Here is a 21,644-nt window from a genome sequence, read left to right as displayed (position 1 = left end):
TCCCATTCAACCGAATGGGATTTTTCTATTTGTCGCGGAATATCGTATAATGATCTTTTATTATAATATCGATAAACTCTTCCGGATTTCTGTCCCGCTGAATACCTAATATCTGTTCAAGTCTGGCGGATAAAGCCCAGATAATATTGTAGTCCTTACGCTTAAATCCCTTATTAAAAACATCTTTTATAGTGTTGGCATCCTGATCGCTTAATTTGACGACCTGTGGATACGTAACAGCTCTCTCTGCTGTTATTTCTGCAAACAAAGTATGGCTGAGCTGCGTATTCGTCTGCGTGCTGATCACTGTGGTATCTGCTGCCAGATCTCCGATACGCTGTCCCTTTTTAGATAGAATAATACTGCTCATTCCCAATGCTCCCATGCAAAGGAAAATATCGACAATGGAACATACCCAACGAATAAAATACTGATAAGCAGTAGCTCTTGTGCCGTCAATTTTGACAACCTTGATTTTCATTATCTTTTTTCCTAGTGTCTGCCCTGAAAGGACGGTTTCCATGACAAACGGATAAAAGAAAGCCGGAAGCATAAACAAACTATAGAGCCCCATTGTCGTCCATGAATCTGATAAAAAGGCTGCTCCGGAATACTTCAAAATAAGAACGGCAAGAATAACATAAGCTATAACAATAAGCTGATCTATCCCAAAGGCAATAATCCGGGCACCTAAAGTGGCCAAATTATATTCAAATTTTACGTTTTGAGGGGTATTTATTAAGAGCTTATTCATATATTTGAGTACATGCGTCGATTATTTTAATTATGCGAGAACCTTCATTCATAGACCGAAATAAAGAAAAATGGGCAACTATTGAAAGCAATTTAGCAAATAAAGCTGATATTGATCCGGATGAATTAGCCTCTAACTATATCGAACTTACGAATGATTTGGCATATGCGCAAACTTTTTACCCGCAAAGTAAAACAAAGCAATATCTGAATGAATTGTCTCTTATTGCACATCAGAAGATTTATAAAGATCAGCGAGCCTCAAACAATCAGTTTCTGCATTTTGTAAATTATGAGATTCCTGAGGCTATCTGGAAAATCAGAAAACAACTGTTCTACTCCCTGTTGATTTTCTGTCTTGCTGTAGGCATTGGTTTTCTGTCGGCACACTATGACGAACAATTTGTACGCCTGATATTAGGAGACGGATATGTGGACTTTACAACAGAAAAAATAAAAGAAGGAGATCCTGCTGCCATCTATGATGAAGGAGGGATGTTCGGATCTGCCTTAGCGATCACGATCAATAATGTAAGGGTAGCATTTTACGCCTTTATTTTTGGCATATTCTATAGTATCGGCTCCGGTTATATTCTGTTTTCTAACGGAATTATGCTGGGGGCATTTCATTACATGTTTTTCAAGTACGGAGTCATGCAGGAGGCGATGTCTGCCATCTGGATCCATGGAACTATAGAGATTTCGGTGATTATCATTGCAGGAGGCTGCGGACTCACATTAGGAAACAGTATGCTGTTTCCAAAATCATATACCCGGATGGAATCTTTTAAACGGGGAGCCAAGCTAGCCAGCAAAGTACTCATCAGTACTGTTCCGTTTTTCATCATTGCAGGTACATTAGAAGGGTTTGTGACCCGTTTTTATCAGTCATCTTTAGCCATGTGCTTAGCTATTATTTTTGCGTCCTTATTCGCGATTGTATATTTTTATATTTGGAGACCGTATCAATTAGCCAGAAAATTTGAATGGAGTTAAACTTTGAGTTCAAAAAGGAACGTAAATTAGGAGAGTTTGTACAGGATTTTGTGGATTTGCTGAAGATCGTTATCCGGCATTTCTGTGCAACGTTGTTTCGGCTGGCGGTTATTCCTCTTGCTATTCTGTTGCTACTGGTCTTTTATCTGACGACTAAAGTAGATTTTAATGCAGACTTCAGTGCCGGAGATATGATGCAGATATGGGGTCTCTTTATTGGTATAGTCTGTGCACTTTTACTCCTTTCTACTCTGTTTTTTGGCATAGCTATAGAATATTTTATCCTGTTGAAAAATCAGAACAATCTGGATTTCGGATCAACGGAAGTATGGAACAATTTTAAATCAAACTTTGCGAAGTATTTTAGGTTTTTCGGCGCATCTATTCTGGTGATGTTAATCATGATCATCCCGTTTTTCTTTGTCTTGATTATTGCTTCTTTTATTCCTTTTGTCGGTAACATCGTGGCAGGAGTCCTGATGTCCCTGATTGGAGTGTGGTTGTTCTGTGCTTTTATGTTATATAGAGAAGGTTATTATTCTCTTGGCAGCTGTTTTAGTGAGGCCTATCATTTGCTGAAGAAAAAAGTATATGATTATGGTGTATCCTCTTATATTGTCAGCGCCATCTTTCAGGTTATGCTGATGATGATGACCCTGATCCCTGCATTGATCCTGGGACTGATTGCTTATAATACGGTCGGGTTCAACGATAATTTTTTTGATACCTTTTCCGGAAAACTGATTGTTTCGCTGGGTGGAACTATTTTCTCACTGGTAACGATAACCAGCTATATGTTCTCTGTACTCATATCCGGATTGATATATGAATCCGCTAAAGAGTTACGGTTCGGAGAGAATATTTACGAGACAATAAACAATATTGGAAAGGAGGCAAATGGCCACTAATTTTCGTACCATTATTCTTTCCATTTTCTTTATTACAATATCTTATCTCAGTTATGCTCAGGAACAGGACACGCTCTATACAGATCCTGATACAGCTACTTACGATGAGCCGATAGATGCAGCAGAAGAACTTATTACCAAGAAGAAACAACATCCCTATTGGGAAGAAGGATATTATAATAAGGTGCCGAGAATACATGATATCCCGGCAGTAGATACCGCAGAATTCAATAAAATGTTCAAAAAGTATCAGAGTGAAGAGTTTCTTTACAATGAAAAGGTATTGGAGAACATAAATTTTTTGAAGCGGTTAAAAAACAGGATTAATGACCTGCTCTCCTCTATTTTGCCGGATTTCTATTTTGAAAATCCGGAATGGATGTATAAACTTATCGGTGCTGTATTCGTCGTACTTCTGGTATATGTCCTTTACCGATTAATATTTACAGGCAAAAAACTCTATACCGTACAGGAAAAGGAAGACGACGAAGATGCGAATGTGGCATTTGTCGAACGCAATCTTCTGCAGGTAGATGTGCATACATTTGTAGAGCAGGCGCTAAAAGAAGAGAATTATTCCCTGGCCATTCGTTATCTCAATCTGTTGAATATTCAGACGCTGGCAAAAAAAGAATTGGTAAAGTGGAATTATACCAAAACCAATATTGAACTGATGAATGAAATGGACAACACAGAGCTGCGAAAAGAGTTTGAGGCTTGTTCCAATGTATTTAACTATGTGTGGTTCGGTAATTTTCCGGTAACGAAGGATAATTATGAACAGTATGCTACACTATTCCGTGAATTTCAAACTAAATGGTCATGAAAAGCACGGGTAAGTTTGGAATTATAGTGTTGCTGATCGCGCTGGTATTGATTGCAATAATTGATGCAACCAGTCGTAAGCCTATAGACTGGCGCAAATCTTTTGATCAGCGGGACAAGATACCCTACGGATTATATGTGCTGCATCAGGAGCTGGGAAACATCCTTGGAAATGACCGCAAAATCGAAAGTACCAAAAAATCTGTTTATGAGACTTTAGAAGAGGATTCCTTGCACGCAAAAAATACTGCTTTTGTGTTTATAGGTGACTATATAGACATTATGGGAGCCACCGCCACAGAAAAATTGCTGCAATTTGCAAAGGAGGGAGGAGAAGTTTTCATATCAACAAATTATTATTCCGCCAATCTCTTAGACACACTTAATCTGTCATCGGCCTATCTGGATGTGAATAAGTTTTCGGGATTTTCGTTATTAGGTGATATAAACTATTCCCTTGTCAACAGTCGCAAGACAATAAAATACGATAAGATAGAACAGACATCAATCTTTGATCTTATCGATAGCACCAATATTTCCATTGCCGGTAATGCGTATGCCGGGAAGCATGCCGTACCCAATTTTGTGGAGGTATCCTGGGGCAAAGGCAAGCTCTATTTACATCATACGCCGGAAATGTTTACCAATTATTACATGCTGCAGCACCAAAAATATGATTATGCAGCTTCGGCATTGAAATTAATAAAAGCGAAACATATCATATGGTGTGACAATTATTACAGGGAAGGACAGCCAAGTACACCGTTGCGTATGATTCTTTCCTATGAAGGACTTCGTGAAGCATGGTATCTGTTATTATTTGGTCTTCTGTTATTTCTTTTGTTCCGAAGCAAACGTGAACAACGTGCTGTAGAGGTGGTGACTCCTGAGCCAAACCTGTCTAAAGAATTTGCTAAAACCATTGGAACGCTATATTATGAAAATGGCGAACCCGGAAATATGATAGACAAGAAAATAGATTATTTCCTTTTCGATATCAGAAATCATTTTCAACTGGACACACTCCAGTTGAGTGATGAAAAATTTCTCAACAATCTGTCTCTGAAAGCAGCAATTCCACTTGCTGAAACTGAAGAATTGATGAATTTGATAACGAGGTACAGGAATAGAAAAGATCTGTCTACTCATGATCTCAAATTTATAAATAGTAAAATAGAAGAATTCAAGACTAAATCTAATATGATATGAACGAGTTAGAAAAATATATGCCCAACTTTGAAAGCCGTCTCGATCTGACAGAATTACAGGATAAGATGGAATCGGTGAAAAGGGAAGTGAAAAAAGTAATCGTAGGGCAGGACCAGGTCATCAATATGCTGTTAATGTCTATTCTGTCATCCGGACATTCCCTGATTGAAGGTCTGCCCGGAGTCGCCAAGACGTTGACAGCAAAGTTGATTGCCAAAACAATCAACAGTACTTTTCGACGTATCCAGTTCACCCCCGATTTGATGCCTTCAGATGTAACCGGATCGTCTATTCTGGATCTGAAATCTAATGAATTTGAGTTTAGAAAAGGGCCCATTTTTGGAAATATCATTCTCATCGATGAGATCAACCGTGCCCCTGCTAAGACTCAGGCATCTCTTTTTGAGTGTATGTCCGAGCGTCAGGTGACAGTAGACGGAAATACCTATCCTATGGATACACCTTTTATTGTTCTGGCGACCCAGAATCCAATAGAGCACGAGGGGACGTATCGCTTGCCGGAGGCACAGCTGGATCGCTTCCTGTTCAAAATAGTCGTTAACTATCCCGAATTCAGTCAGGAGTTAACCATATTAAAGGAACACCATGCACAGAAGGCCGGGAACAAAGAGTCGTTGGTTCAGCAGGTCGTTTCGAGTGAAGAGATAGTACTCTTCCAGTCGCAGGTCAAGCTGGTCTTTGCACATGAAGATGTCCTGAATTATATAGCGCAGATTATTGTACAGACCCGAACTAACCCGAACCTGACTTTAGGAGCTTCGCCGAGAGCTTCAATCGCGATTCTTGAAGCGTCAAAAGCATCTGCAGCACTTCTTGGACGAGATTTTATTACTCCGGACGATGTCAAATATGTAGCTCCTGCCATTCTTGGTCACAGAGTGACCCTGACTCCTGAAAAGGAAATGGAAGGATTCACTACAGAATTTATTATCAAACAAATTGTAGACGGCGTAGAGATTCCAAGATGATCAGGCATATAAGAAGACTTTATTTTACCAATCAATTTTTCTATTCCTTATTAGGAATGGCTCTTTTGTTTACGGTTTCCTTTTTTGTGAAGGGAATGTTTCTGGTATCAGGTATTGTCTTCTGGCTGCTGTTGATCTGTTGGGTATGGGATCTTATGTTTTTGCATTTTGGTAAGAATAGGGTTGAGATTGAGCGACATTATCCGGAAAATTATCCAACGGAGATGACAATCATTTTAAGCTTGCTTTTATAAGTCACTATCCGAAGAAAATAAAAGCCAGAGTCCTTGAAGAATTTCCGATGCAGTTACAGATTCGTGAAAAGGAATTTGAAATAGAGCTGGCGCCTTTAATTCCAAAACATGTTGAATATGAATTGAGACCGACTAAAAGAGGTATATATGAATTCGGAAGATGCCATGTACTGGTCCGGAATTTCGGGTTCTTCGAACGGAAGTTTCTTTTGGAAGAACCCTTAAAGATACCATGTTACCCGTCATTTATTCAACTGCGAAAATATCAGCTTATGGCGACAACAGACAGACTGAAAGAAATGGGAATCAAGCGGATCCGTAAAATCGGCTCGACACTGGAATTTGATCACGTGCGGGAATATGTAAGAGGAGATGAATACCGTTTTATGAACTGGAAAGCTTCTGCCAAACATAAAAAGCTTATGGTCAATCAGTATCAGGAAGAAAAATCTCAGCCGATATACTCCTTTATTGATACCGGTCGTGCTATGCGTATGCCGTTTAACGAGATGACTTTACTGGATTATTCGATCAATTCCGTACTTGTTTTGTCCAATGCCGCAATACTGAAGCAGGACAGAGCCGGAATGCTGACATTCTCAAACGGAATAGCAAATCATATTCCTGCTGAAAAGAGAAATAATCAGATGCAGAAAGTATCGGAGGCATTATATAGTATTACTACGCTATTTGAAGAATCTGAATTTGGAAAGTTATATGCATTTGCCAATAAGCATATTAATAAGAGATCTCTGATTTTTGTGTATACCAATTTTGAGACAATGGATAGCCTGAACAGGCAGATGCCTTATCTCAAAATGATCAATAAGACTCATATCGTTGTCGTCGTCGTCTTTAAGAATACCGAACTGATCCAAATGGCAAAGGAGAGTACACATTCTACAATAGATATATATAATCAGATCATAGCAGAGAAATTTGTTTATGAAAAGAGTCTTATTATTCAGGAGCTTAACCGTCAGGGAATTCAGACCATTTATACTGCGCCGGAACAGTTGACTATCAATTCAATAAACAAATATCTTGAAATAAAAGCACGTGGATTAATCTAACTGCGTATCATGCACGAGTACTTTTGTCCAGTTACTGCTGAAATCTTCTATTGCCTTCAGATGAATGGGATGAGTCTCATAAGTATTGATATATTCCATCTTTTCAAATACAACAATCAGATTATATGTCCAGCTATTGTCTACCACAGGTCGTTTACTTGTTTCAGCAGGACGTCCATAGCGAAGACTTTTGATATTAGGTACTTTCCTCAAGGCTTCGAAAAACTTAGTAAAGTCTTTAACCTGCTGGGCTGTTAGTTCTTCTTTCAGCCAAAAATATACCGAGTGTATTATCTGTCCGTTTTCTACAACCGCAAACGAGGATTTTGACTGTGCAAAAGCTGATACAGCTAATGCTGAAGTTCCGATAGTCGCAGCTGAAGACTGGAGAAATTTTCTTCTTTTCATAGTATGTTTGTCTTGATCGTTTTAAAGATAGTAATAATTACAGACGGATAAAACAGAAAGGGCTTATCACATCTTGATAAGCCCTTTCAAATTTTTTATAAAGTCAAAGCCAGTTAGATATTAAATGCGGCTTTGATTTGATCTACAAAATCTAATTTTTCCCAGGTAAACAGATCTACTTCTACCGTTTTTTGTTCACCATTGCTGTTTTCAAAAGTTTTGGTTACAGATCTTGGAGTACGTCCCATGTGACCATAGGCCGCAGTCTCCGAGTAGATCGGGTTTCTTAAACCAAGACGGGTTTCGATTCCGTAAGGAGTCATATCAAATAACTCCGATATCTTTTGTGCAATCTGCCCGTCTGTTAAGTTTACCTTGCTGGTGCCGTAAGTATTTACATATACACCCATAGGATCTTTAACCCCGATAGCATAAGATACCTGTACTAATATTTCTTCTGCAACTCCGGCTGCTACCAGATTTTTTGCAATATGACGTGTTGCATACGCTGCAGAGCGGTCTACTTTTGAAGGATCTTTTCCTGAGAAAGCACCACCTCCGTGAGCACCCTTGCCTCCGTAGGTATCCACAATTATTTTACGTCCTGTCAATCCTGTATCTCCGTGAGGACCTCCGATTACAAATTTTCCGGTCGGATTAATGTGAAATTTGATCTTATCATCAAATAAGGATTGCAATTCTGGCTTTAACTGAGCTTTTACGCGAGGGATCAGGATTGCTTTAATATCTTCCGTAATCTTATTCAACATTGTTGATTCTTCATCAAAATCATCATGTTGTGTCGAGATTACAATCGTATCAATGCGTACAGGCTTGTGGTTGCTGTCATATTCTAAGGTCACCTGAGACTTGGCATCCGGACGCAGATACGTGATTTCTTTATTTTCTCTGCGCAAATCTGCCAGTTCGTAAAGCAGACGGTGCGAAAGATCAAGCGCTAAAGGCATGTAATTTTCGGTCTCATTGGTCGCATAACCAAACATGATACCCTGATCACCGGCACCTTGTTCTTGTTTTGTTTTGCGGTCTACCCCCTGGTTGATGTCTGCAGACTGCTCGTGGATCGCAGATAATATGCCACAGGAATTGGCTTCAAACATATATGCCGATTTGGTATAGCCGATCTTTTCAATGACGGAACGTGCAATTTTCTGTACGTCCAGATATATCTTGGATTTCACCTCGCCGGCAAGTACGACCTGACCTGTAGTGACTAAAGTTTCGATTGCTACACGTGCATCCTGATCCCAAGCAAGGAAATTATCTATTAATGCATCTGAAATTTGATCGGCAACTTTGTCAGGATGTCCTTCCGAAACCGATTCTGAAGTAAATAAATAAGCCATAAGTATTACTAATTAATGCGGACATACTCGCTTATAAGAAGGTAGAAACACAGGCAAGTGGAAAAACACCGAATGAAATAGTTTTAGCACTTTTTTACTGTGGTTGCAATCTCCTGTTACTGAGCTTCTGCCCGTAACGCAAATCAGTCCACAAATTGTTCGGCAAAGCTACAACTCTTTGACGAAATATAAAATTCAATTTTATACTCTACAATTAAAAATGAAAATTCAATGATATTAAAATTAACATTCATTATGTATACGGGCTTTTGTCTATCTTTATCCGGAAAAAATACAAGTAAAGACCTTTATGGCCGAGAGAAAGCGAATATTATTTGTCGTCAATCCTATTTCAGGAGGCAAACGAAAGACTGCGTTCAATAAGCAGGTTCTTGAGGTATTAGATCTTCAGAAATTTAATCCTACTTTTCAACAGACGAACCATCCTAATCATGCTTATGAACTTGGAAAGCTGGCAATTGAAGAAAAATATGATGCAGTGGTGGCGGTTGGAGGAGACGGGACCATCAACGAATTGGGCTCGGCATTGGTGGGCTCGGATATTCCTTTGGGAATTATTCCCGAAGGTTCGGGAAACGGGCTGGCCTTATATCTGGGTATTCCGATGAATGAAGCTGCTGCGCTACGCAGGCTAAACCGATTTGAAGCTGTAGAAGTAGATTCCGGTCTGATCAATGACCGTAATTTTTTCAATATAGCAGGTATTGGGTTTGATGCATCAGTGAGTGACCGCTTTGCCAATGAAAATATAAGAGGCCCTATCGGCTATCTCAAATCAGCCATTAATGTACTCAGCAATTATAAACCCTGCACGTATAAGCTGACCATTGACGGTGTGCAGTATGAGCGGGAGGCTTTCATGATCAGTGTGGCCAATTCACCCCAATACGGAAATAATGCGTATATCGCTCCACAGGCCTCAGTTAATGATGGCGTGCTGGATGTTTGTATAGTGCACAAATTTCCGCTTTACACATTACCAATGATGGTATTTCATTTGTTTAATAAATCTGCTGATCAGTCCGAATATGTAGAAATCATTCCGGGTAAGGAAATCACTATTGAACGTGAAAAAGATGGTGCTGCACATGTGGATGGAGAACCGTTTGAATTGGGCAAAAAATTAGATATACGAATCTTACCAAAATCACTTCGGATAATTTGTTAACTTAGTTCTATGAATAAGCATAAAAAACAACGTTTTGAAGGAATCGTATATTCCACTTCTGACGATTTTGATTATCAGGAGAGCGATATTACAGAAGAAGCGGAGACTTTGCCGGCTAATAAGCAGTTGCTGAAAGTAATGCTTGACCGCAAGATGAGAAAGGGAAAAGTTGTTACAATTGTAACCGGTTTCATAGGTTCAGATACTGACCTTGAAATCTTAGCGAAAAAATTGAAACAAAAATGTGGAGTGGGCGGCACATCTAAAAATGGTGAAATTATGATTCAAGGTGATTTTAAACAAAAAATAGTTGACTTGTTGAACCAGGATGGCTATAAAGTCAAAGTCGTTGGCGGATAGTTGTTTACGCATCGATTATAACCTGGACAGTAACTTTTTGTAACAGAACTGATGCAATAACTCTGATAATTTGACGTTTAAAAAACACTTAGTTACAAGAGTACCCGTGTGAGTAATCACTTACTTATTTTTAACACTTAATGATTTATTAATTTGCATATCAAAAAAAAAATGGTTTTCATTGTAAAAAATTACAGCATTAAGCATGATTTTGACATGATAAGAATGACGGGCAATGATTCTGCTGATGTATTGTTCGTTTTAAAACGTGAAAATCAAAATGAAAATTTAGAAAATCGTATTTTAATGCAACATTAATTTTATTTTTATTACAAAATGCTATATTTGTTTCTCACATGAGTAACAGATATAGATCTAGATTGCACATAATTGAATTAAACATTATATTAAACAACAGTAAAAAATCTAAAATTTAGTAAAAATGGCAAACGCACCAAAAACAACTAGTCCTGCAAAACAAGAGAGCGGAAATTCAGGTTCCCTATTTGCAAGTTTAGCAATCATCATTTGTTTCATTGTTGGTTTCGTAGTATGGAAATATGTAATGGGATCTCCTTCTAACTTCCAGGAAAATAATCCGGAAAACCAACCTCTTCCAGGAAACTACTTAGGAATGGTATACCACGCAGGTGCTATCGTACCTATCCTTATCGGTTTATTCTTGATGGTGTGGGTCTTCTCTATTGAGCGCTTAATCGTAATCAACAAAGCTTCAGGTACTGGTAATGTTGGTAACTTCGTAAGAAAAGTACAAACGTTAATCAACGGTGGTAACATTGACACAGCTATCGCTGAGTGTGACAAACAAAAAGGTTCTGTTGCAAACGTAATCAAAGCAGGTTTATTGAAATACAAAGACGTTTCTGCTAACCCAGGTCTTGATTCAGAAAAATCAGCATTAGCTATCCAAAAAGAAATCGAAGAGACAACAGCATTGGAAATGCCTATGTTGGAGAAAAACTTAAACGTTATAGCAACATTAGTTTCTATCGGTACGCTGACAGGTCTATTAGGTACAGTAACAGGTATGATCAAGGCCTTCTCTGCATTAGCAACAGGTGGTGCTCCGGATTCAGCAAAATTAGCAAACGGTATCTCTGAGGCCCTTATCAATACAGCAACAGGTATCGCGACTTCTACATTCGCTATCGTAATGTACAACATCCTTACTGCAAAAATCGATAAATTAACTTACTCAATTGACGAGGCTGGTTTCTCAATCGTACAAACGTACGCGGCTAACCACAAATAAGAATCTGATGTTTTTTATGATTCTTTTATGGAATCATAAAACTAAAAGCATCATATAGTCAAAGTATATTGAGTAATTAATTTTAGAAGTAAAGAAAAATGGGAAAAGCTAAAGTAAAAAGAACGAGTACGTCCATCGACATGACAGCCATGTGTGACGTATCCTTCTTGCTTCTTACATTCTTCGTATTGACATCTACAGCACGTCAACCGGAAGCATTCCCTGTAGATACACCCGCTTCTACCACGAAAGATAAATTGCCGGATACTAATCTTGGTATTATCACAATCGGGGGAGAAGGAAAAGTGTTCTTCGGAGTGAAAGAACGTGAAGTTCGTAAAAGAATGTTAGAAAGAATGTCGGCGAAGTACAATATTCAATTCTCTCAAGAGGATTACCAAAAATTCGAATTAGCTGAAGATTTTGGTGTTCCGATTAAAAATCTGCGCCAGCTTTTGACACTTGACGTGAGTCAACGTGTGCAGCCGGGAGTGCAGACAGGTATTCCTGTTGATAGTACAGAGAATACTACAAACGAATTGTATCATTGGGTTCAGTCAGCAAGATTAGCAACAGCTGAGATTACAAAAGAAAAAGAAAGCGAGAAGGATTTTGTTGATCCGGGACCGATGAAAATTGCAATCAAAGCAGATGCTAACGAGAAGTATCCATCAATTAATTTAGTAATTGAGACTCTTCGTAACCAAAAGCAGAACAAATTCAGTTTTGTAACAGGTCTAAAAGGTAACGAATAATTAACGTCTCATTTTAATTAAATAGAAGAAAATGGCAGAATTAAATCAAGACTCCGGTAAACAGGGGAAAGGTGGCAAAGTAAGAAGTAAGAAAAATGGTGGTAAAGTCGATTTGACAGCCATGGTTGATCTTGCGTTCTTATTGATTACTTTCTTCATGTTAACTACGTCTTTAAACAAGCCTCAAGCGATGGACGTTGCAATGCCTGATAAGAATAAAATGGACGCTACTGACAATCTGGAGATTGCAGATAACCGCTCTATCACATTATTATTAGGTTCTGACAATAAGATTTTATGGTACTACGGACAATTAAAAAGTCCGATTACGCCTCCTACAGCCATAGATTATGGTAAGGACGGTCTTCGTAAAGTCATTACTGAAATGAAAGCAAGAGTTCCGGCTGCTGCTGGAGGAAAGGATTTGATCGTAGTAATCAGACCTAGTGAGAAATCTGTTCAACGTAATCTTGTCGATGTATTAGACGAGATGAAAATTGTAGATATCAAACGCTATATGATTTCAAAAATCACTCCTGAAGAAATAGATGTGTTAAAGCGTGAGAATTTGTATAACGACTAGTTTTATAAAATTTTAAACGCAAAAAAATAAGAAATTATGTTTGGTTCAAAATTAGATTTATTCAAAAAGGAATGGCTAGACGTTGTTTTTGCGAATAGAAATAAGGAATATGGAGCTTACCAGCTTCGTAAACTGGCACCAAGAGCGACTAACGTTGGTTTAGCAGCTGTTATAGGGTTGGTTATCCTTTTGAGTATTCCAAAGATTTTCAACATCAAGTTGATTCCAGATAAGCCGGTAGAACCACCTCCAGTAATCACAGAAGTGACTCTGGAAGATTTGGAGATCCCGGAGCCGCCTAAAGAGGAAGAAGAGCCTCTTCCGGCGGAAGAACAACCACAGCGTATCGCTCAGGAACCACCTGCTGAAGACCTTATCCGTTTTCCGGAGCCTAAAGTAGTTCCTAAAAATCAAGTGAAAGAAGAAGTGGCTGCTCAGGAAGACTTTAAAGACGACAAGAAAACTCCGGCTCGTATTACACTTAAAGGTACTAAAGGTGCATCTGGTGTTCCGACAGGAGAGTTTGGTCCTAAAAAAGTCGATGGTGCTGTAACGGGTACAGAAAAAGGTTCTCCTGATGGTACCGGTTCAAATGAAATCTTTACTGCGGTAGAGGTGAATCCAGAGCCACCGGGCGGTATGAAAACTTTCATGAAATGGATCGGTGATAACTACCAATACCCTTCTGCTGCATTGGAGCAAGGCGTAAATGGTGTGGTTCAGGTGTCATTCGTTGTAGAGAAAGATGGTAGTCTTACTGACATCAAAGTACAACGTGACTTACAATATGGTACAGGTCAGGCTGCCGTAACGTTACTGAAAAAGGCTAAAAAATGGTCTCCAGGTATACAAAACGGACGTCCGGTACGTGTAGCATATACATTGCCAATTCGATTAAACACTATTAATCAGTAATTTGTGACAAGTAACAAATTTAACAATAGTACGAATAGTTACAGACAGAAATCGCCTTTAAAGCGATTTCTGTCCATTTTAGGACTATTTATGTTTGGCCTTTACTTTGTACTGGGGCTTCTTATCATCTTCTGGAATAACTTTCCGTTAGAAATTAATCCTACCTATCGTACTTTTTTCGGGATTTTGCTTATTGTCTACTCTTTCATGAGATTTGCGAGACTTTGGCAAAATAATTTCAGGGATTAAAACATATCATTAATCTTTTTAGTATTTATCTAATCTATAGCTGTATGAACAAAAAGGTAAGCTTTCGGATTTTTATGTTGGCAGTTGCCACAAGCCTGGCTGTGTTTACATCTTGCAGCAGTCGTAGTTCTAAAGATGGATCCGATGAGGAAAAGGCAAAGCATGGCGATATTTTAAATGGAAGACTATCTGTAATAGTAGATGAAACTCTTTTGCCTATTATAGAAGAGCAGGTAGATGTTTTTCAGAATTCTTATAAGGACTCTAAAATTGAATTAGTTTCAGCTCCGGAAGTGAAAGGAATTAATCTGTTGTTGCAGGATCGGGCTAAGACTGCAATCATGACAAGAAAGCTGTCGGCAAGTGAGGAAGAGTATTTTAAAAAGAAATCTATTTCTCCCAAAGTCTTTCAGATAGCTACTGATGCGGTCGTTTTTATTAGTAATACGGGCCGTGCAGATACAAGTATTACCGTTGAAAATGTGGTAAAAATATTAAAGGGTGAAAATATCGGACAGAATTATTCGTTAATACTGGATAATGTCAATTCGAGCACACTACGTCAATTAAAGGATATTGGCAAAATTGAAAAAATTTCGGGAAAAGGATTGAAAGCCATGGAAAATGGAGAAGAAGTCCTTTCTTATGTGGCCGAACATACAGATGGAATAGGGATTATTAGCTATGATCAATGGCTAAATGCAAAACGTTCTTTTCAGAATAAAGATAAAATTCGTACCTTAAGCGTGCAAAATTCGTTAACAAAAGAAGGGGATAATAAATTTTATCTACCAAATCAGTCAACTTTGGCAGAGGGTTTGTATGTATTAAGTCGTCCGGTGTATATTTTAAACTATCAACCGGATATGGGACTTGGGGTAGGCTTTTCTGCTTTCCTGACAGGAGACAGAGGTCAGCGAATTATGTTAAAAGCCGATTTGGTGCCTGCAACAATGCCGGGCAGAGAAATAATTATTAGGGATAAAGTAGAATAATTCGTTATTTAGAAAATATAAATAGAACACAAATAGATTATGACAAAAAGCAAATTATTTTTAAGTCTATTATTTGCAGGAGCTGTAGGAACAGCGAGTGCGCAGAGCTTGAAGGATGCTCAAGCTGCAATGGAGGCCGAGCAATATGATAAGGCGAAAGGTATTTTGGAGAACTTGGTTCAGAAAAAACCAAAGGATGGAGACAATTACTTTTACTTAGGTCAGATTTACCTGGTAAATGATAAAGTGGATTCAGCTGCTATTATCTTTAACAATGGTTTGACTAACGACCCTAAGTCGCAGTTAAACAATGTTGGTCTGGGTATTGTTGATTTAAAAAACAACAATAACTCTGCTGCTGAACAGAAGTTTACAACAGCAACTTCAAACTTAGGTAAGAAAGATTACTTACCATTATATTTTTCAGGTCGTGCTTTGATCGATGCCCCTAAGCCGGATTTCGCAAAAGCATTGGAGTATCTGACTCAGGCAAAAGCTAAAAATGCAAAAGATGCATTGGTACCTTTGGCGCTGGGTGATGCTTATGCAGGAATGAACGAATCCAGTTTGGCTTATGTTCAGTATCGTGATGCGATTTCTCTTGATGAGGCATTGATCCGTGCGAAAATCGGTCAGGCTGTGATTACACGTAGAGCACAGGCATATGATGTAGCTATTGAATCTTTGACTGCATTAAGTCAGGAATTCCCTAACTATGCCCCTACTTACCGTGAATTGGCAGAGACTTATCACCTTTCTTCCCTGAAAATTGATGATGAGGCAAAATACAAAGAGATCAATAAACAAGGTGTTGATGCATATAAAAAATATATCGAACTAACTGGTGATAAGTCTTTAGAGGCAAAAATCAGATATGCAGATTTCCTTGTATACGCTCGTGAGTATGCAGAATTGAAAGCTGTTTCTGAAGAATTGGCTAAAAATCCGGATATCGATCCTAAAATTTACCGTTACTTAGGTTATATCGCTTACAATCAGGATAAAAACTACGCTAAATCAGCAGAGTACCTTAATTCATTGTTTACTAAAATGAAACCTGAACGTGTAATCTCCCGTGACTACTTGTTCGCTGGTTTGGCTAATATCGGAGTTGCTTCTGCAGATACAACCGGAGCTTCATCTGCTGCTGCAGATAAAGGATTGGAATTCCTGAAAAAAGCAGTTGAATTAGATAAAGAAGAATTATTGCCTGAAATTGCTGAAACTGCATTTGCAAGGTATCAGGATCGCGACATGGTAGCAGCTGCTAAGATTTTCGAAATCCCGGGTTCTATGCCTGAGTCAGAATACTACTATGATGCTAACTACTACATCGGAGAGATCAACTACAACTTAGGTCAGAAAAAAGTATCTGCTGAGCAAGATGGTAAGCCATTCTTTGATAAAGCAGATAAGGCTTTCGGTATCGTTATTGGAGCTACCAAACAAGAAGTTGTTGATAAATACCTAATTCCTGCTTTATACTACAGAGGCTTTGCTCAGTTAGGTCTGGATAATCTGGAAGAACCAGAGAAAATGCAAGGATTGTTTGTTCCTTCATTCACAAAATTGATTGAAGTGATCAAATCAAAACCGGCAGATCCTAAAAACAATGATTATTTGGTTGATGCAAACAACTACTTAGGAGTATTCAATTACGCAAAAGGTAACAATCCTAAAGCAAAAGAATTCTTCCAGGCTACTTTAGCTATTAATCCTACGGATGAGTTTGCTAAATCGTATATGGAAGCGCTGTAATTCAGCTTCTGAACAATACATAAAAGGTGGTCGATTTTTCGGCCACCTTTTTTATTATCTTGGATTTTAGCTTATAAAATGCTAATTTTAAAACATAAATAACCAAAAAATGTACACATGGAAACAGTAAACCTAGCCAGTGCACCCGTCGACTATTTACCTATATTGATACAACTGCTTGTGGCAGTGAGTTTTGGTGTAGGAACGATCATCATTACCCATATGATAGGTCCCAAAGTCAGGACCGAGAATAAACTTTCTTCCTTCGAATCCGGAGTCGAAGTAAAGGGAAATGCCCGTCAGCCTTTTTCCATTAAATACTTTCTGGTGGCTATTCTATTTGTCATTTTTGATATAGAAGTGATCTTTATGTACCCATGGGCGGTTAATTTCAGATCGTTTGGTATGCAAGGTTTGATAGAGATGTTTGTCTTTATGGGACTATTACTTTTAGGCTTTATTTACATTATTAAAAAGAAGGCATTGGACTGGGATTAGAATAATTCTAAATAATTTTTTGATTTACAATAAATTATATTTTACAGTACCTTTAGGAAGTAATCATTTTTATAAGCGAGTCAATATAAACAATAAGAACTACTATTATGAGTAATGTCAAGTTGGCTGAAGCTCCTCCGGGAGTAGAAGGGTCAGGATTCTTTGCGACAACTTTAGATAAAGCCATCGGTTTGGCACGTGCTAATTCGTTATGGCCATTACCTTTTGCTACTTCTTGCTGTGGTATTGAGTTTATGGCGACTATGGGATCTACTTATGATCTGGCACGTTTCGGGGCAGAAAGACCGAGTTTTTCACCCAGACAGGCCGATATGTTATTAGTAATGGGGACCATTGCTAAAAAGATGGCTCCTGTGCTTAAGCAGGTATATGTACAAATGGCTGAGCCGCGTTGGGTGATCGCTGTCGGAGCATGTGCTTCCAGTGGCGGAATCTTCGATACATATTCCGTATTGCAGGGAATCGATGAGATCATCCCGGTAGATGTGTATGTTCCCGGCTGTCCTCCAAGACCCGAAGCTATTTTAGATGGCGTACTACGCCTTCAGGAGATTGTGAAGAATGAATCTCTCAACAGAAGAAATACACCTGAATATAAAGCATTGTTAGAAAAGTACGGAATAGCAACTGATAATGGATAAACTTACTAATATACAACTGTGGGAGCGTCTGCAAGAGCATTTCGGAGCTAAAGTCAAAAATGCGTCCGAGTCTTACGGTCTTTTGACCATTGAGACCTCAAAAGCAGATATCATAGATGTGCTGGCTTTTATAAAAGATGATACTATCCTGCAGTTTATTTATCTGACGGATATTACGGCGGTACATTATCCTAATCAGGAAGAAGCTTTTGCCGTAGTTTACCATGTGCATAGTCTGGTTCATAATGTACGTATCCGTATCAAAGTCTTTATTGACGGACAGCACCCTGCTATTCCGTCCGCAACTGTACTCTGGAACGGAGCTAACTGGATGGAGCGTGAGACATATGATTTCTTCGGAATCCAGTTTGAAGGACATCCTGATCTCAGAAGAATTTTGAATGTGGATGAAATGACGGTCTTTCCGATGCGAAAAGAGTATCCACTGGAAGATCCGAACAGAGTAGATAAGAAGGATTTTTATTTTGGCCGATAACTAAATATTTGAGATGAGCGATTTTATAACCAAGATAACCCCCAATAGCCCCGTTTATTCCGATAACGATCCGCAAGATGAACTGATAACCCTGAATATAGGCCCTACTCACCCGGCGACACACGGTGTGTTCCAGAATGTAGTGCAGATAGATGGTGAACGCATCGTTAGTGGTGTCTCTACTATCGGTTATATACACAGAGCTTTTGAAAAAATTGCAGAGCATCGTCCATTCTACCAAATTACACCTCTCACTGACCGGTTGAATTATTGTTCATCTCCTATTAATAATATGGGATGGCACATGACAGTTGAAAAACTGCTGAATATAGAGATTCCCAAACGTGTGCAGTATATGCGTGTCATCGTCATGGAACTGGCGCGGATTGCAGATCATATTATATGTAACGGTATCCTTGGTGTTGATACAGGAGCTTTTTCCGGCTTTTTGTATGTGATGCAGGAGCGTGAGTTTATATATGAGATCTTCGAAGAGATTTGCGGGGCGAGACTGACGACCAATATCGGGCGTATCGGCGGTTTTGAAAGAGATTTTAATGATGTCGCCTTTTTAAAGATAAGAGAATTTTTAGAACGCTTTCCTCCGGTTCTGACAGAGTTTGAGGAAATGTTTGTTCGCAACAGAATATTTATAGAGCGTACTTCCGGAGTGGCGGCTGTCACACCAGAGCAGGCTTTGAGTTATAGTTGGTCGGGTCCGATTCTTCGGGCTACAGGTATCGATTATGATGTGCGTGCCCAGGAGCCATATTGCTCTTATGAAGAGTTTGATTTTGAAGTGCCTGTAGGAACTACGGGGGATGTGTACGACCGTTTTATGGTGCGTAATGCTGAAATGCGGCAATCTATGCGTATCATCGAACAGGCTCTGGAGAAAATAGCAAGAGAACCTGCTGATGTGTTCCATGCCGATGTTCCGGAATTCTATCTTCCTCCAAAAGAACAGGTATATACGAATATGGAAGCTTTGATCTATCACTTTAAAATAGTGATGGGTGAATGGGAGACTCCGAAAGCAGAAGTTTATCACGCTGTAGAAGGTGCGAACGGTGAATTAGGATTTTATCTGATTCATGACGGAGGCCGTACACCATATCGTTTACATTTCAGAAGACCGTCGTTTGTAAATTATCAGATGTTTGCTCCTATGAGTAGCGGTATGTTAATTTCGGACGCTATTATTAATATGAGTAGTTTAAACGTAATCGCAGGAGAGTTAGATGCTTAGTGTTAAAGAAAGTCAGCCCGTAGAATTTTCTGCTGAACTTTTGCAAAAGTTCGGAGAAGTGGTGTCCCGTTATCCGGAAGGTAAACAGAAATCTGCATTATTACCTGTTTTACATTTGGTTCAGGCTGAATTTGGCTGGCTGAGTGTGGATGCAATGGATAAGGTAGCACATTATCTGGATATACAACCTATTGAAGTATACGAAGTGGCCACGTTCTATACTATGTATTTTCTGGAGCCTAAAGGAAAATATGTTCTTGAGGTATGTCGTACAGGACCTTGTTGTCTTGTGGGAGCGGAGAAAATCATGACGCATATTGAAAACCGCTTAGGGGTAAAAGAAGGAGAGGTCACTCCTGACGGACTTTTTTCATGGAGAGGAGTGGAATGTGTTGCTGCCTGCGGGTTTGGTCCTGTGTTACAGATTGGTCCGGATTATACATTCTATGAGAATCTGACCGAGGAAAGCGTGGATAAGCTCATAAACGAATTGAAAGAAAAAAATTAATTACCTAGGAGATGGCTCGTAAGTTATTACTAACACATATAAATGTTCCCGGTATCCATACATTCGAAGTATACCGGCAGCAGGGCGGATATCGTGCTGTTGAAAAGGCATTGAAATCGATGTCTCCGGATGATGTAGTAGAAGAGGTCAAGAAATCCGGACTTCGTGGTCGTGGCGGAGCAGGATTCCCTACGGGTATGAAATGGAGTTTTCTGGCAAAACCGGAAGGCGTACCCCGCTATCTGGTCTGCAATGGTGACGAATCTGAACCAGGAACATTTAAAGATCGTTTCCTGATGACACATATACCTCACGCACTTGTTGAAGGCATGATCGTATCCAGCTATGCATTGGGAGCCAATACTTCTTATATCTATGTCAGAGGAGAAATGATGCCTCAGATCCGCATTCTGGAAAAGGCTATTGCTGAAGCAAAGCATGCGGGATTTCTGGGAAAGAATATTTTGGGTACGGGATATGATCTGGAGATTTATGTACAACCGGGTGGTGGTGCTTATATCTGTGGAGAAGAGACTGCTCTTTTGGAATCCCTTGAGGGTAAAAGGGGAAATCCACGTATTAAACCTCCGTTTCCGGCGGTAGCAGGTTTATACGGATGCCCTACTGTAGTTAATAATGTCGAGTCTATTGCAGCGACTGTTCCTATCATCAATGATGGCGGAGAGGAGTATGCAAAAATCGGAATAGACCGCAGTACCGGAACAAAACTGATCTCTGCGGGAGGTAATGTAGCCAAACCGGGAGTATATGAGATCGAATTGGGATTGCCTGTTGAGGAATTTATTTATTCCGATGAATATTGTGGTGGTATCGCCAACGGTAAACGATTGAAGGCCGTGGTGGCAGGAGGTTCTTCTGTTCCGATTTTACCGGCAAACCTTATTACTAAAACTATTAATGGAGAAAGCCGGCTGATGAGCTATGAATCATTGGCTGACGGAGGTTTTGCAACAGGTACGATGTTGGGGTCAGGAGGTTTTATTGCTTTTGATGAAGATCAATGTATTGTACGCAATACCTGGAACTTTACCCGTTTTTATCATCACGAAAGTTGCGGACAGTGTTCGCCATGTCGTGAAGGAACCGGCTGGATGGAAAAGATCCTTCATAAAATAGAAATAGGTAAGGGATCTATGGCAGATATTGATCTGTTATGGGATGTACAGCGGAAGATTGAAGGAAATACAATCTGTCCGTTAGGAGATGCCGCTGCATGGCCTGTGGCAGCAGCGATCAGACATTTCAGGGATGAATTTGAGTGGCATATTACCAGCGCCGGTGAAGCGACAAGCCGAAATTACGGCTTAGCACATTATGCAGATCCGTTAACACCGGTTGTTTAAAATATTAA

At 39.3% G+C, this 21,644-nt stretch carries 23 protein-coding genes; 20 read left to right on the top strand and 3 right to left on the bottom strand.

The features are described from left to right. Nucleotides 1-25 precede the first annotated feature (25 nt). Nucleotides 26-754 (bottom strand): RDD family protein, encoded by a 729-nt coding sequence (locus HMPREF0766_RS17660; protein ID WP_003000264.1) that lies wholly within the window; start codon nucleotides 752-754, stop codon nucleotides 26-28. 32 nt (nucleotides 755-786) lie between these two features. On the opposite strand from HMPREF0766_RS17660, the gene HMPREF0766_RS17655 reads away from it, so the two are divergent. The 6 genes from HMPREF0766_RS17655 (at nucleotide 787) to HMPREF0766_RS17630 (ending at nucleotide 7,007) form a co-directional block, all read left to right on the top strand. Beyond that, nucleotides 787-1,749: a stage II sporulation protein M gene (locus HMPREF0766_RS17655; RefSeq protein ID WP_003000262.1), complete on the top strand. Its 963-nt coding sequence runs from the start codon at nucleotides 787-789 to the stop codon at nucleotides 1,747-1,749. Continuing rightward, nucleotides 1,740-2,657 carry a hypothetical protein gene (locus tag HMPREF0766_RS17650; RefSeq protein WP_003000260.1) on the top strand — a complete coding sequence of 306 codons (918 nt, stop codon included), beginning with the start codon at nucleotides 1,740-1,742 and terminating at the stop codon, nucleotides 2,655-2,657. Before HMPREF0766_RS17655 ends, HMPREF0766_RS17650 begins: the two co-directional genes overlap by 10 nt. Next, nucleotides 2,647-3,483, top strand: a complete 837-nt coding sequence (locus HMPREF0766_RS17645) for a hypothetical protein (RefSeq protein WP_003000258.1) — start codon at nucleotides 2,647-2,649, stop codon at nucleotides 3,481-3,483. Before HMPREF0766_RS17650 ends, HMPREF0766_RS17645 begins: the two co-directional genes overlap by 11 nt. Beyond that, the gene (locus tag HMPREF0766_RS17640) at nucleotides 3,480-4,691 is read left to right on the top strand and encodes a DUF4350 domain-containing protein (RefSeq protein ID WP_236590609.1); all 1,212 of its coding nucleotides are present in this window, start codon (nucleotides 3,480-3,482) and stop codon (nucleotides 4,689-4,691) included. Before HMPREF0766_RS17645 ends, HMPREF0766_RS17640 begins: the two co-directional genes overlap by 4 nt. After that, on the top strand, nucleotides 4,688-5,680 hold the full coding sequence (locus tag HMPREF0766_RS17635) for an AAA family ATPase (RefSeq protein ID WP_037460755.1): 993 nt from the start codon (nucleotides 4,688-4,690) through the stop codon (nucleotides 5,678-5,680). Before HMPREF0766_RS17640 ends, HMPREF0766_RS17635 begins: the two co-directional genes overlap by 4 nt. Nucleotides 5,681-5,981: 301 nt before the next feature. Then, complete coding sequence (locus HMPREF0766_RS17630; protein WP_003000245.1) at nucleotides 5,982-7,007, top strand: DUF58 domain-containing protein; 1,026 nt, start codon at nucleotides 5,982-5,984, stop codon at nucleotides 7,005-7,007. Here the strand turns inward: HMPREF0766_RS17630 and HMPREF0766_RS17625 are convergent. Together HMPREF0766_RS17625 and metK are read right to left on the bottom strand one after the other, a co-directional pair. Continuing rightward, nucleotides 6,999-7,415: a Dabb family protein gene (locus HMPREF0766_RS17625; protein WP_003000242.1), complete on the bottom strand. Its 417-nt coding sequence runs from the start codon at nucleotides 7,413-7,415 to the stop codon at nucleotides 6,999-7,001. The genes HMPREF0766_RS17630 and HMPREF0766_RS17625 overlap by 9 nt on opposite strands. A gap of 113 nt (nucleotides 7,416-7,528) precedes the next feature. Beyond that, entirely contained in the window at nucleotides 7,529-8,782 is a 1,254-nt protein-coding gene (metK, locus tag HMPREF0766_RS17620; RefSeq protein ID WP_003000237.1) for a methionine adenosyltransferase, read from the bottom strand. 310 nt (nucleotides 8,783-9,092) lie between these two features. On the opposite strand from metK, the gene HMPREF0766_RS17615 reads away from it, so the two are divergent. The 14 genes from HMPREF0766_RS17615 (at nucleotide 9,093) to nuoF (ending at nucleotide 21,636) form a co-directional block, all read left to right on the top strand. Then, nucleotides 9,093-9,971, top strand: coding sequence for a diacylglycerol/lipid kinase family protein (locus HMPREF0766_RS17615; protein WP_003000234.1), 879 nt, complete (start codon nucleotides 9,093-9,095; stop codon nucleotides 9,969-9,971). 9 nt (nucleotides 9,972-9,980) lie between these two features. Beyond that, entirely contained in the window at nucleotides 9,981-10,331 is a 351-nt protein-coding gene (locus tag HMPREF0766_RS17610; RefSeq protein ID WP_003000232.1) for a translation initiation factor, read from the top strand. Between the two features lie 442 nt (nucleotides 10,332-10,773). Further along, a complete protein-coding gene (locus HMPREF0766_RS17600; RefSeq protein WP_003000225.1) occupies nucleotides 10,774-11,604 on the top strand; it encodes a MotA/TolQ/ExbB proton channel family protein in 831 nt (276 codons plus the stop codon). Nucleotides 11,605-11,702: 98 nt separating this feature from the next. Continuing rightward, nucleotides 11,703-12,359 carry an ExbD/TolR family protein gene (locus HMPREF0766_RS17595; RefSeq protein WP_003000223.1) on the top strand — a complete coding sequence of 219 codons (657 nt, stop codon included), beginning with the start codon at nucleotides 11,703-11,705 and terminating at the stop codon, nucleotides 12,357-12,359. Between the two features lie 31 nt (nucleotides 12,360-12,390). Further along, entirely contained in the window at nucleotides 12,391-12,942 is a 552-nt protein-coding gene (locus tag HMPREF0766_RS17590) for an ExbD/TolR family protein (RefSeq protein WP_003000221.1), read from the top strand. 36 nt (nucleotides 12,943-12,978) lie between these two features. Then, nucleotides 12,979-13,857 (top strand): energy transducer TonB, encoded by an 879-nt coding sequence (locus tag HMPREF0766_RS17585; RefSeq protein WP_003000219.1) that lies wholly within the window; start codon nucleotides 12,979-12,981, stop codon nucleotides 13,855-13,857. A gap of 293 nt (nucleotides 13,858-14,150) precedes the next feature. Then, nucleotides 14,151-15,101: a PstS family phosphate ABC transporter substrate-binding protein gene (locus tag HMPREF0766_RS17580; RefSeq protein ID WP_003000215.1), complete on the top strand. Its 951-nt coding sequence runs from the start codon at nucleotides 14,151-14,153 to the stop codon at nucleotides 15,099-15,101. A 39-nt stretch (nucleotides 15,102-15,140) separates the two neighbouring features. Continuing rightward, nucleotides 15,141-16,859, top strand: coding sequence for a tetratricopeptide repeat protein (locus HMPREF0766_RS17575; protein ID WP_003000213.1), 1,719 nt, complete (start codon nucleotides 15,141-15,143; stop codon nucleotides 16,857-16,859). A 117-nt stretch (nucleotides 16,860-16,976) separates the two neighbouring features. Beyond that, complete coding sequence (locus HMPREF0766_RS17570) at nucleotides 16,977-17,357, top strand: NADH-quinone oxidoreductase subunit A (RefSeq protein WP_003000211.1); 381 nt, start codon at nucleotides 16,977-16,979, stop codon at nucleotides 17,355-17,357. A 107-nt stretch (nucleotides 17,358-17,464) separates the two neighbouring features. Beyond that, nucleotides 17,465-18,019: an NADH-quinone oxidoreductase subunit B gene (locus HMPREF0766_RS17565; RefSeq protein ID WP_003000210.1), complete on the top strand. Its 555-nt coding sequence runs from the start codon at nucleotides 17,465-17,467 to the stop codon at nucleotides 18,017-18,019. Next, entirely contained in the window at nucleotides 18,012-18,515 is a 504-nt protein-coding gene (locus tag HMPREF0766_RS17560; protein ID WP_003000207.1) for an NADH-quinone oxidoreductase subunit C, read from the top strand. The genes HMPREF0766_RS17565 and HMPREF0766_RS17560 overlap by 8 nt, the downstream gene beginning before the upstream one ends. Nucleotides 18,516-18,528: 13 nt before the next feature. Further along, a complete protein-coding gene (locus tag HMPREF0766_RS17555) occupies nucleotides 18,529-19,764 on the top strand; it encodes an NADH-quinone oxidoreductase subunit D (protein ID WP_003000205.1) in 1,236 nt (411 codons plus the stop codon). After that, nucleotides 19,757-20,272, top strand: coding sequence for an NADH-quinone oxidoreductase subunit NuoE family protein (locus HMPREF0766_RS17550; RefSeq protein ID WP_003000203.1), 516 nt, complete (start codon nucleotides 19,757-19,759; stop codon nucleotides 20,270-20,272). The genes HMPREF0766_RS17555 and HMPREF0766_RS17550 overlap by 8 nt, the downstream gene beginning before the upstream one ends. Nucleotides 20,273-20,283: 11 nt before the next feature. Continuing rightward, nucleotides 20,284-21,636 carry an NADH-quinone oxidoreductase subunit NuoF gene (nuoF, locus tag HMPREF0766_RS17545; protein ID WP_003000201.1) on the top strand — a complete coding sequence of 451 codons (1,353 nt, stop codon included), beginning with the start codon at nucleotides 20,284-20,286 and terminating at the stop codon, nucleotides 21,634-21,636. Nucleotides 21,637-21,644 lie beyond the last annotated feature (8 nt).

The organism is Sphingobacterium spiritivorum ATCC 33861 (assembly GCF_000143765.1).
GTDB lineage: Bacteria > Bacteroidota > Bacteroidia > Sphingobacteriales > Sphingobacteriaceae > Sphingobacterium > Sphingobacterium spiritivorum.
The sequence above is the reverse complement of the archived record's forward strand: the minus strand, read 5'-3'. Positions and strand labels throughout refer to the sequence as shown.

Excerpts from the sequence above, each read along its gene's own strand:
- HMPREF0766_RS17660 (WP_003000264.1), bottom strand. The coding sequence starts at position 754 with ATGAATAAGCTCTTAATAAATACCCCTCAAAACGTAAAATTTGAATAT.
- HMPREF0766_RS17655 (WP_003000262.1), top strand. The coding sequence starts at position 787 with ATGCGAGAACCTTCATTCATAGACCGAAATAAAGAAAAATGGGCAACT.
- HMPREF0766_RS17650 (WP_003000260.1), top strand. The coding sequence starts at position 1,740 with ATGGAGTTAAACTTTGAGTTCAAAAAGGAACGTAAATTAGGAGAGTTT.
- HMPREF0766_RS17645 (WP_003000258.1), top strand. The coding sequence starts at position 2,647 with ATGGCCACTAATTTTCGTACCATTATTCTTTCCATTTTCTTTATTACA.
- HMPREF0766_RS17640 (WP_236590609.1), top strand. The coding sequence starts at position 3,480 with ATGAAAAGCACGGGTAAGTTTGGAATTATAGTGTTGCTGATCGCGCTG.
- HMPREF0766_RS17635 (WP_037460755.1), top strand. The coding sequence starts at position 4,688 with ATGAACGAGTTAGAAAAATATATGCCCAACTTTGAAAGCCGTCTCGAT.
- HMPREF0766_RS17630 (WP_003000245.1), top strand. The coding sequence starts at position 5,982 with ATGCAGTTACAGATTCGTGAAAAGGAATTTGAAATAGAGCTGGCGCCT.
- HMPREF0766_RS17625 (WP_003000242.1), bottom strand. The coding sequence starts at position 7,415 with ATGAAAAGAAGAAAATTTCTCCAGTCTTCAGCTGCGACTATCGGAACT.
- metK (WP_003000237.1), bottom strand. The coding sequence starts at position 8,782 with ATGGCTTATTTATTTACTTCAGAATCGGTTTCGGAAGGACATCCTGAC.
- HMPREF0766_RS17615 (WP_003000234.1), top strand. The coding sequence starts at position 9,093 with ATGGCCGAGAGAAAGCGAATATTATTTGTCGTCAATCCTATTTCAGGA.
- HMPREF0766_RS17610 (WP_003000232.1), top strand. The coding sequence starts at position 9,981 with ATGAATAAGCATAAAAAACAACGTTTTGAAGGAATCGTATATTCCACT.
- HMPREF0766_RS17600 (WP_003000225.1), top strand. The coding sequence starts at position 10,774 with ATGGCAAACGCACCAAAAACAACTAGTCCTGCAAAACAAGAGAGCGGA.
- HMPREF0766_RS17595 (WP_003000223.1), top strand. The coding sequence starts at position 11,703 with ATGGGAAAAGCTAAAGTAAAAAGAACGAGTACGTCCATCGACATGACA.
- HMPREF0766_RS17590 (WP_003000221.1), top strand. The coding sequence starts at position 12,391 with ATGGCAGAATTAAATCAAGACTCCGGTAAACAGGGGAAAGGTGGCAAA.
- HMPREF0766_RS17585 (WP_003000219.1), top strand. The coding sequence starts at position 12,979 with ATGTTTGGTTCAAAATTAGATTTATTCAAAAAGGAATGGCTAGACGTT.
- HMPREF0766_RS17580 (WP_003000215.1), top strand. The coding sequence starts at position 14,151 with ATGAACAAAAAGGTAAGCTTTCGGATTTTTATGTTGGCAGTTGCCACA.
- HMPREF0766_RS17575 (WP_003000213.1), top strand. The coding sequence starts at position 15,141 with ATGACAAAAAGCAAATTATTTTTAAGTCTATTATTTGCAGGAGCTGTA.
- HMPREF0766_RS17570 (WP_003000211.1), top strand. The coding sequence starts at position 16,977 with ATGGAAACAGTAAACCTAGCCAGTGCACCCGTCGACTATTTACCTATA.
- HMPREF0766_RS17565 (WP_003000210.1), top strand. The coding sequence starts at position 17,465 with ATGAGTAATGTCAAGTTGGCTGAAGCTCCTCCGGGAGTAGAAGGGTCA.
- HMPREF0766_RS17560 (WP_003000207.1), top strand. The coding sequence starts at position 18,012 with ATGGATAAACTTACTAATATACAACTGTGGGAGCGTCTGCAAGAGCAT.
- HMPREF0766_RS17555 (WP_003000205.1), top strand. The coding sequence starts at position 18,529 with ATGAGCGATTTTATAACCAAGATAACCCCCAATAGCCCCGTTTATTCC.
- HMPREF0766_RS17550 (WP_003000203.1), top strand. The coding sequence starts at position 19,757 with ATGCTTAGTGTTAAAGAAAGTCAGCCCGTAGAATTTTCTGCTGAACTT.
- nuoF (WP_003000201.1), top strand. The coding sequence starts at position 20,284 with ATGGCTCGTAAGTTATTACTAACACATATAAATGTTCCCGGTATCCAT.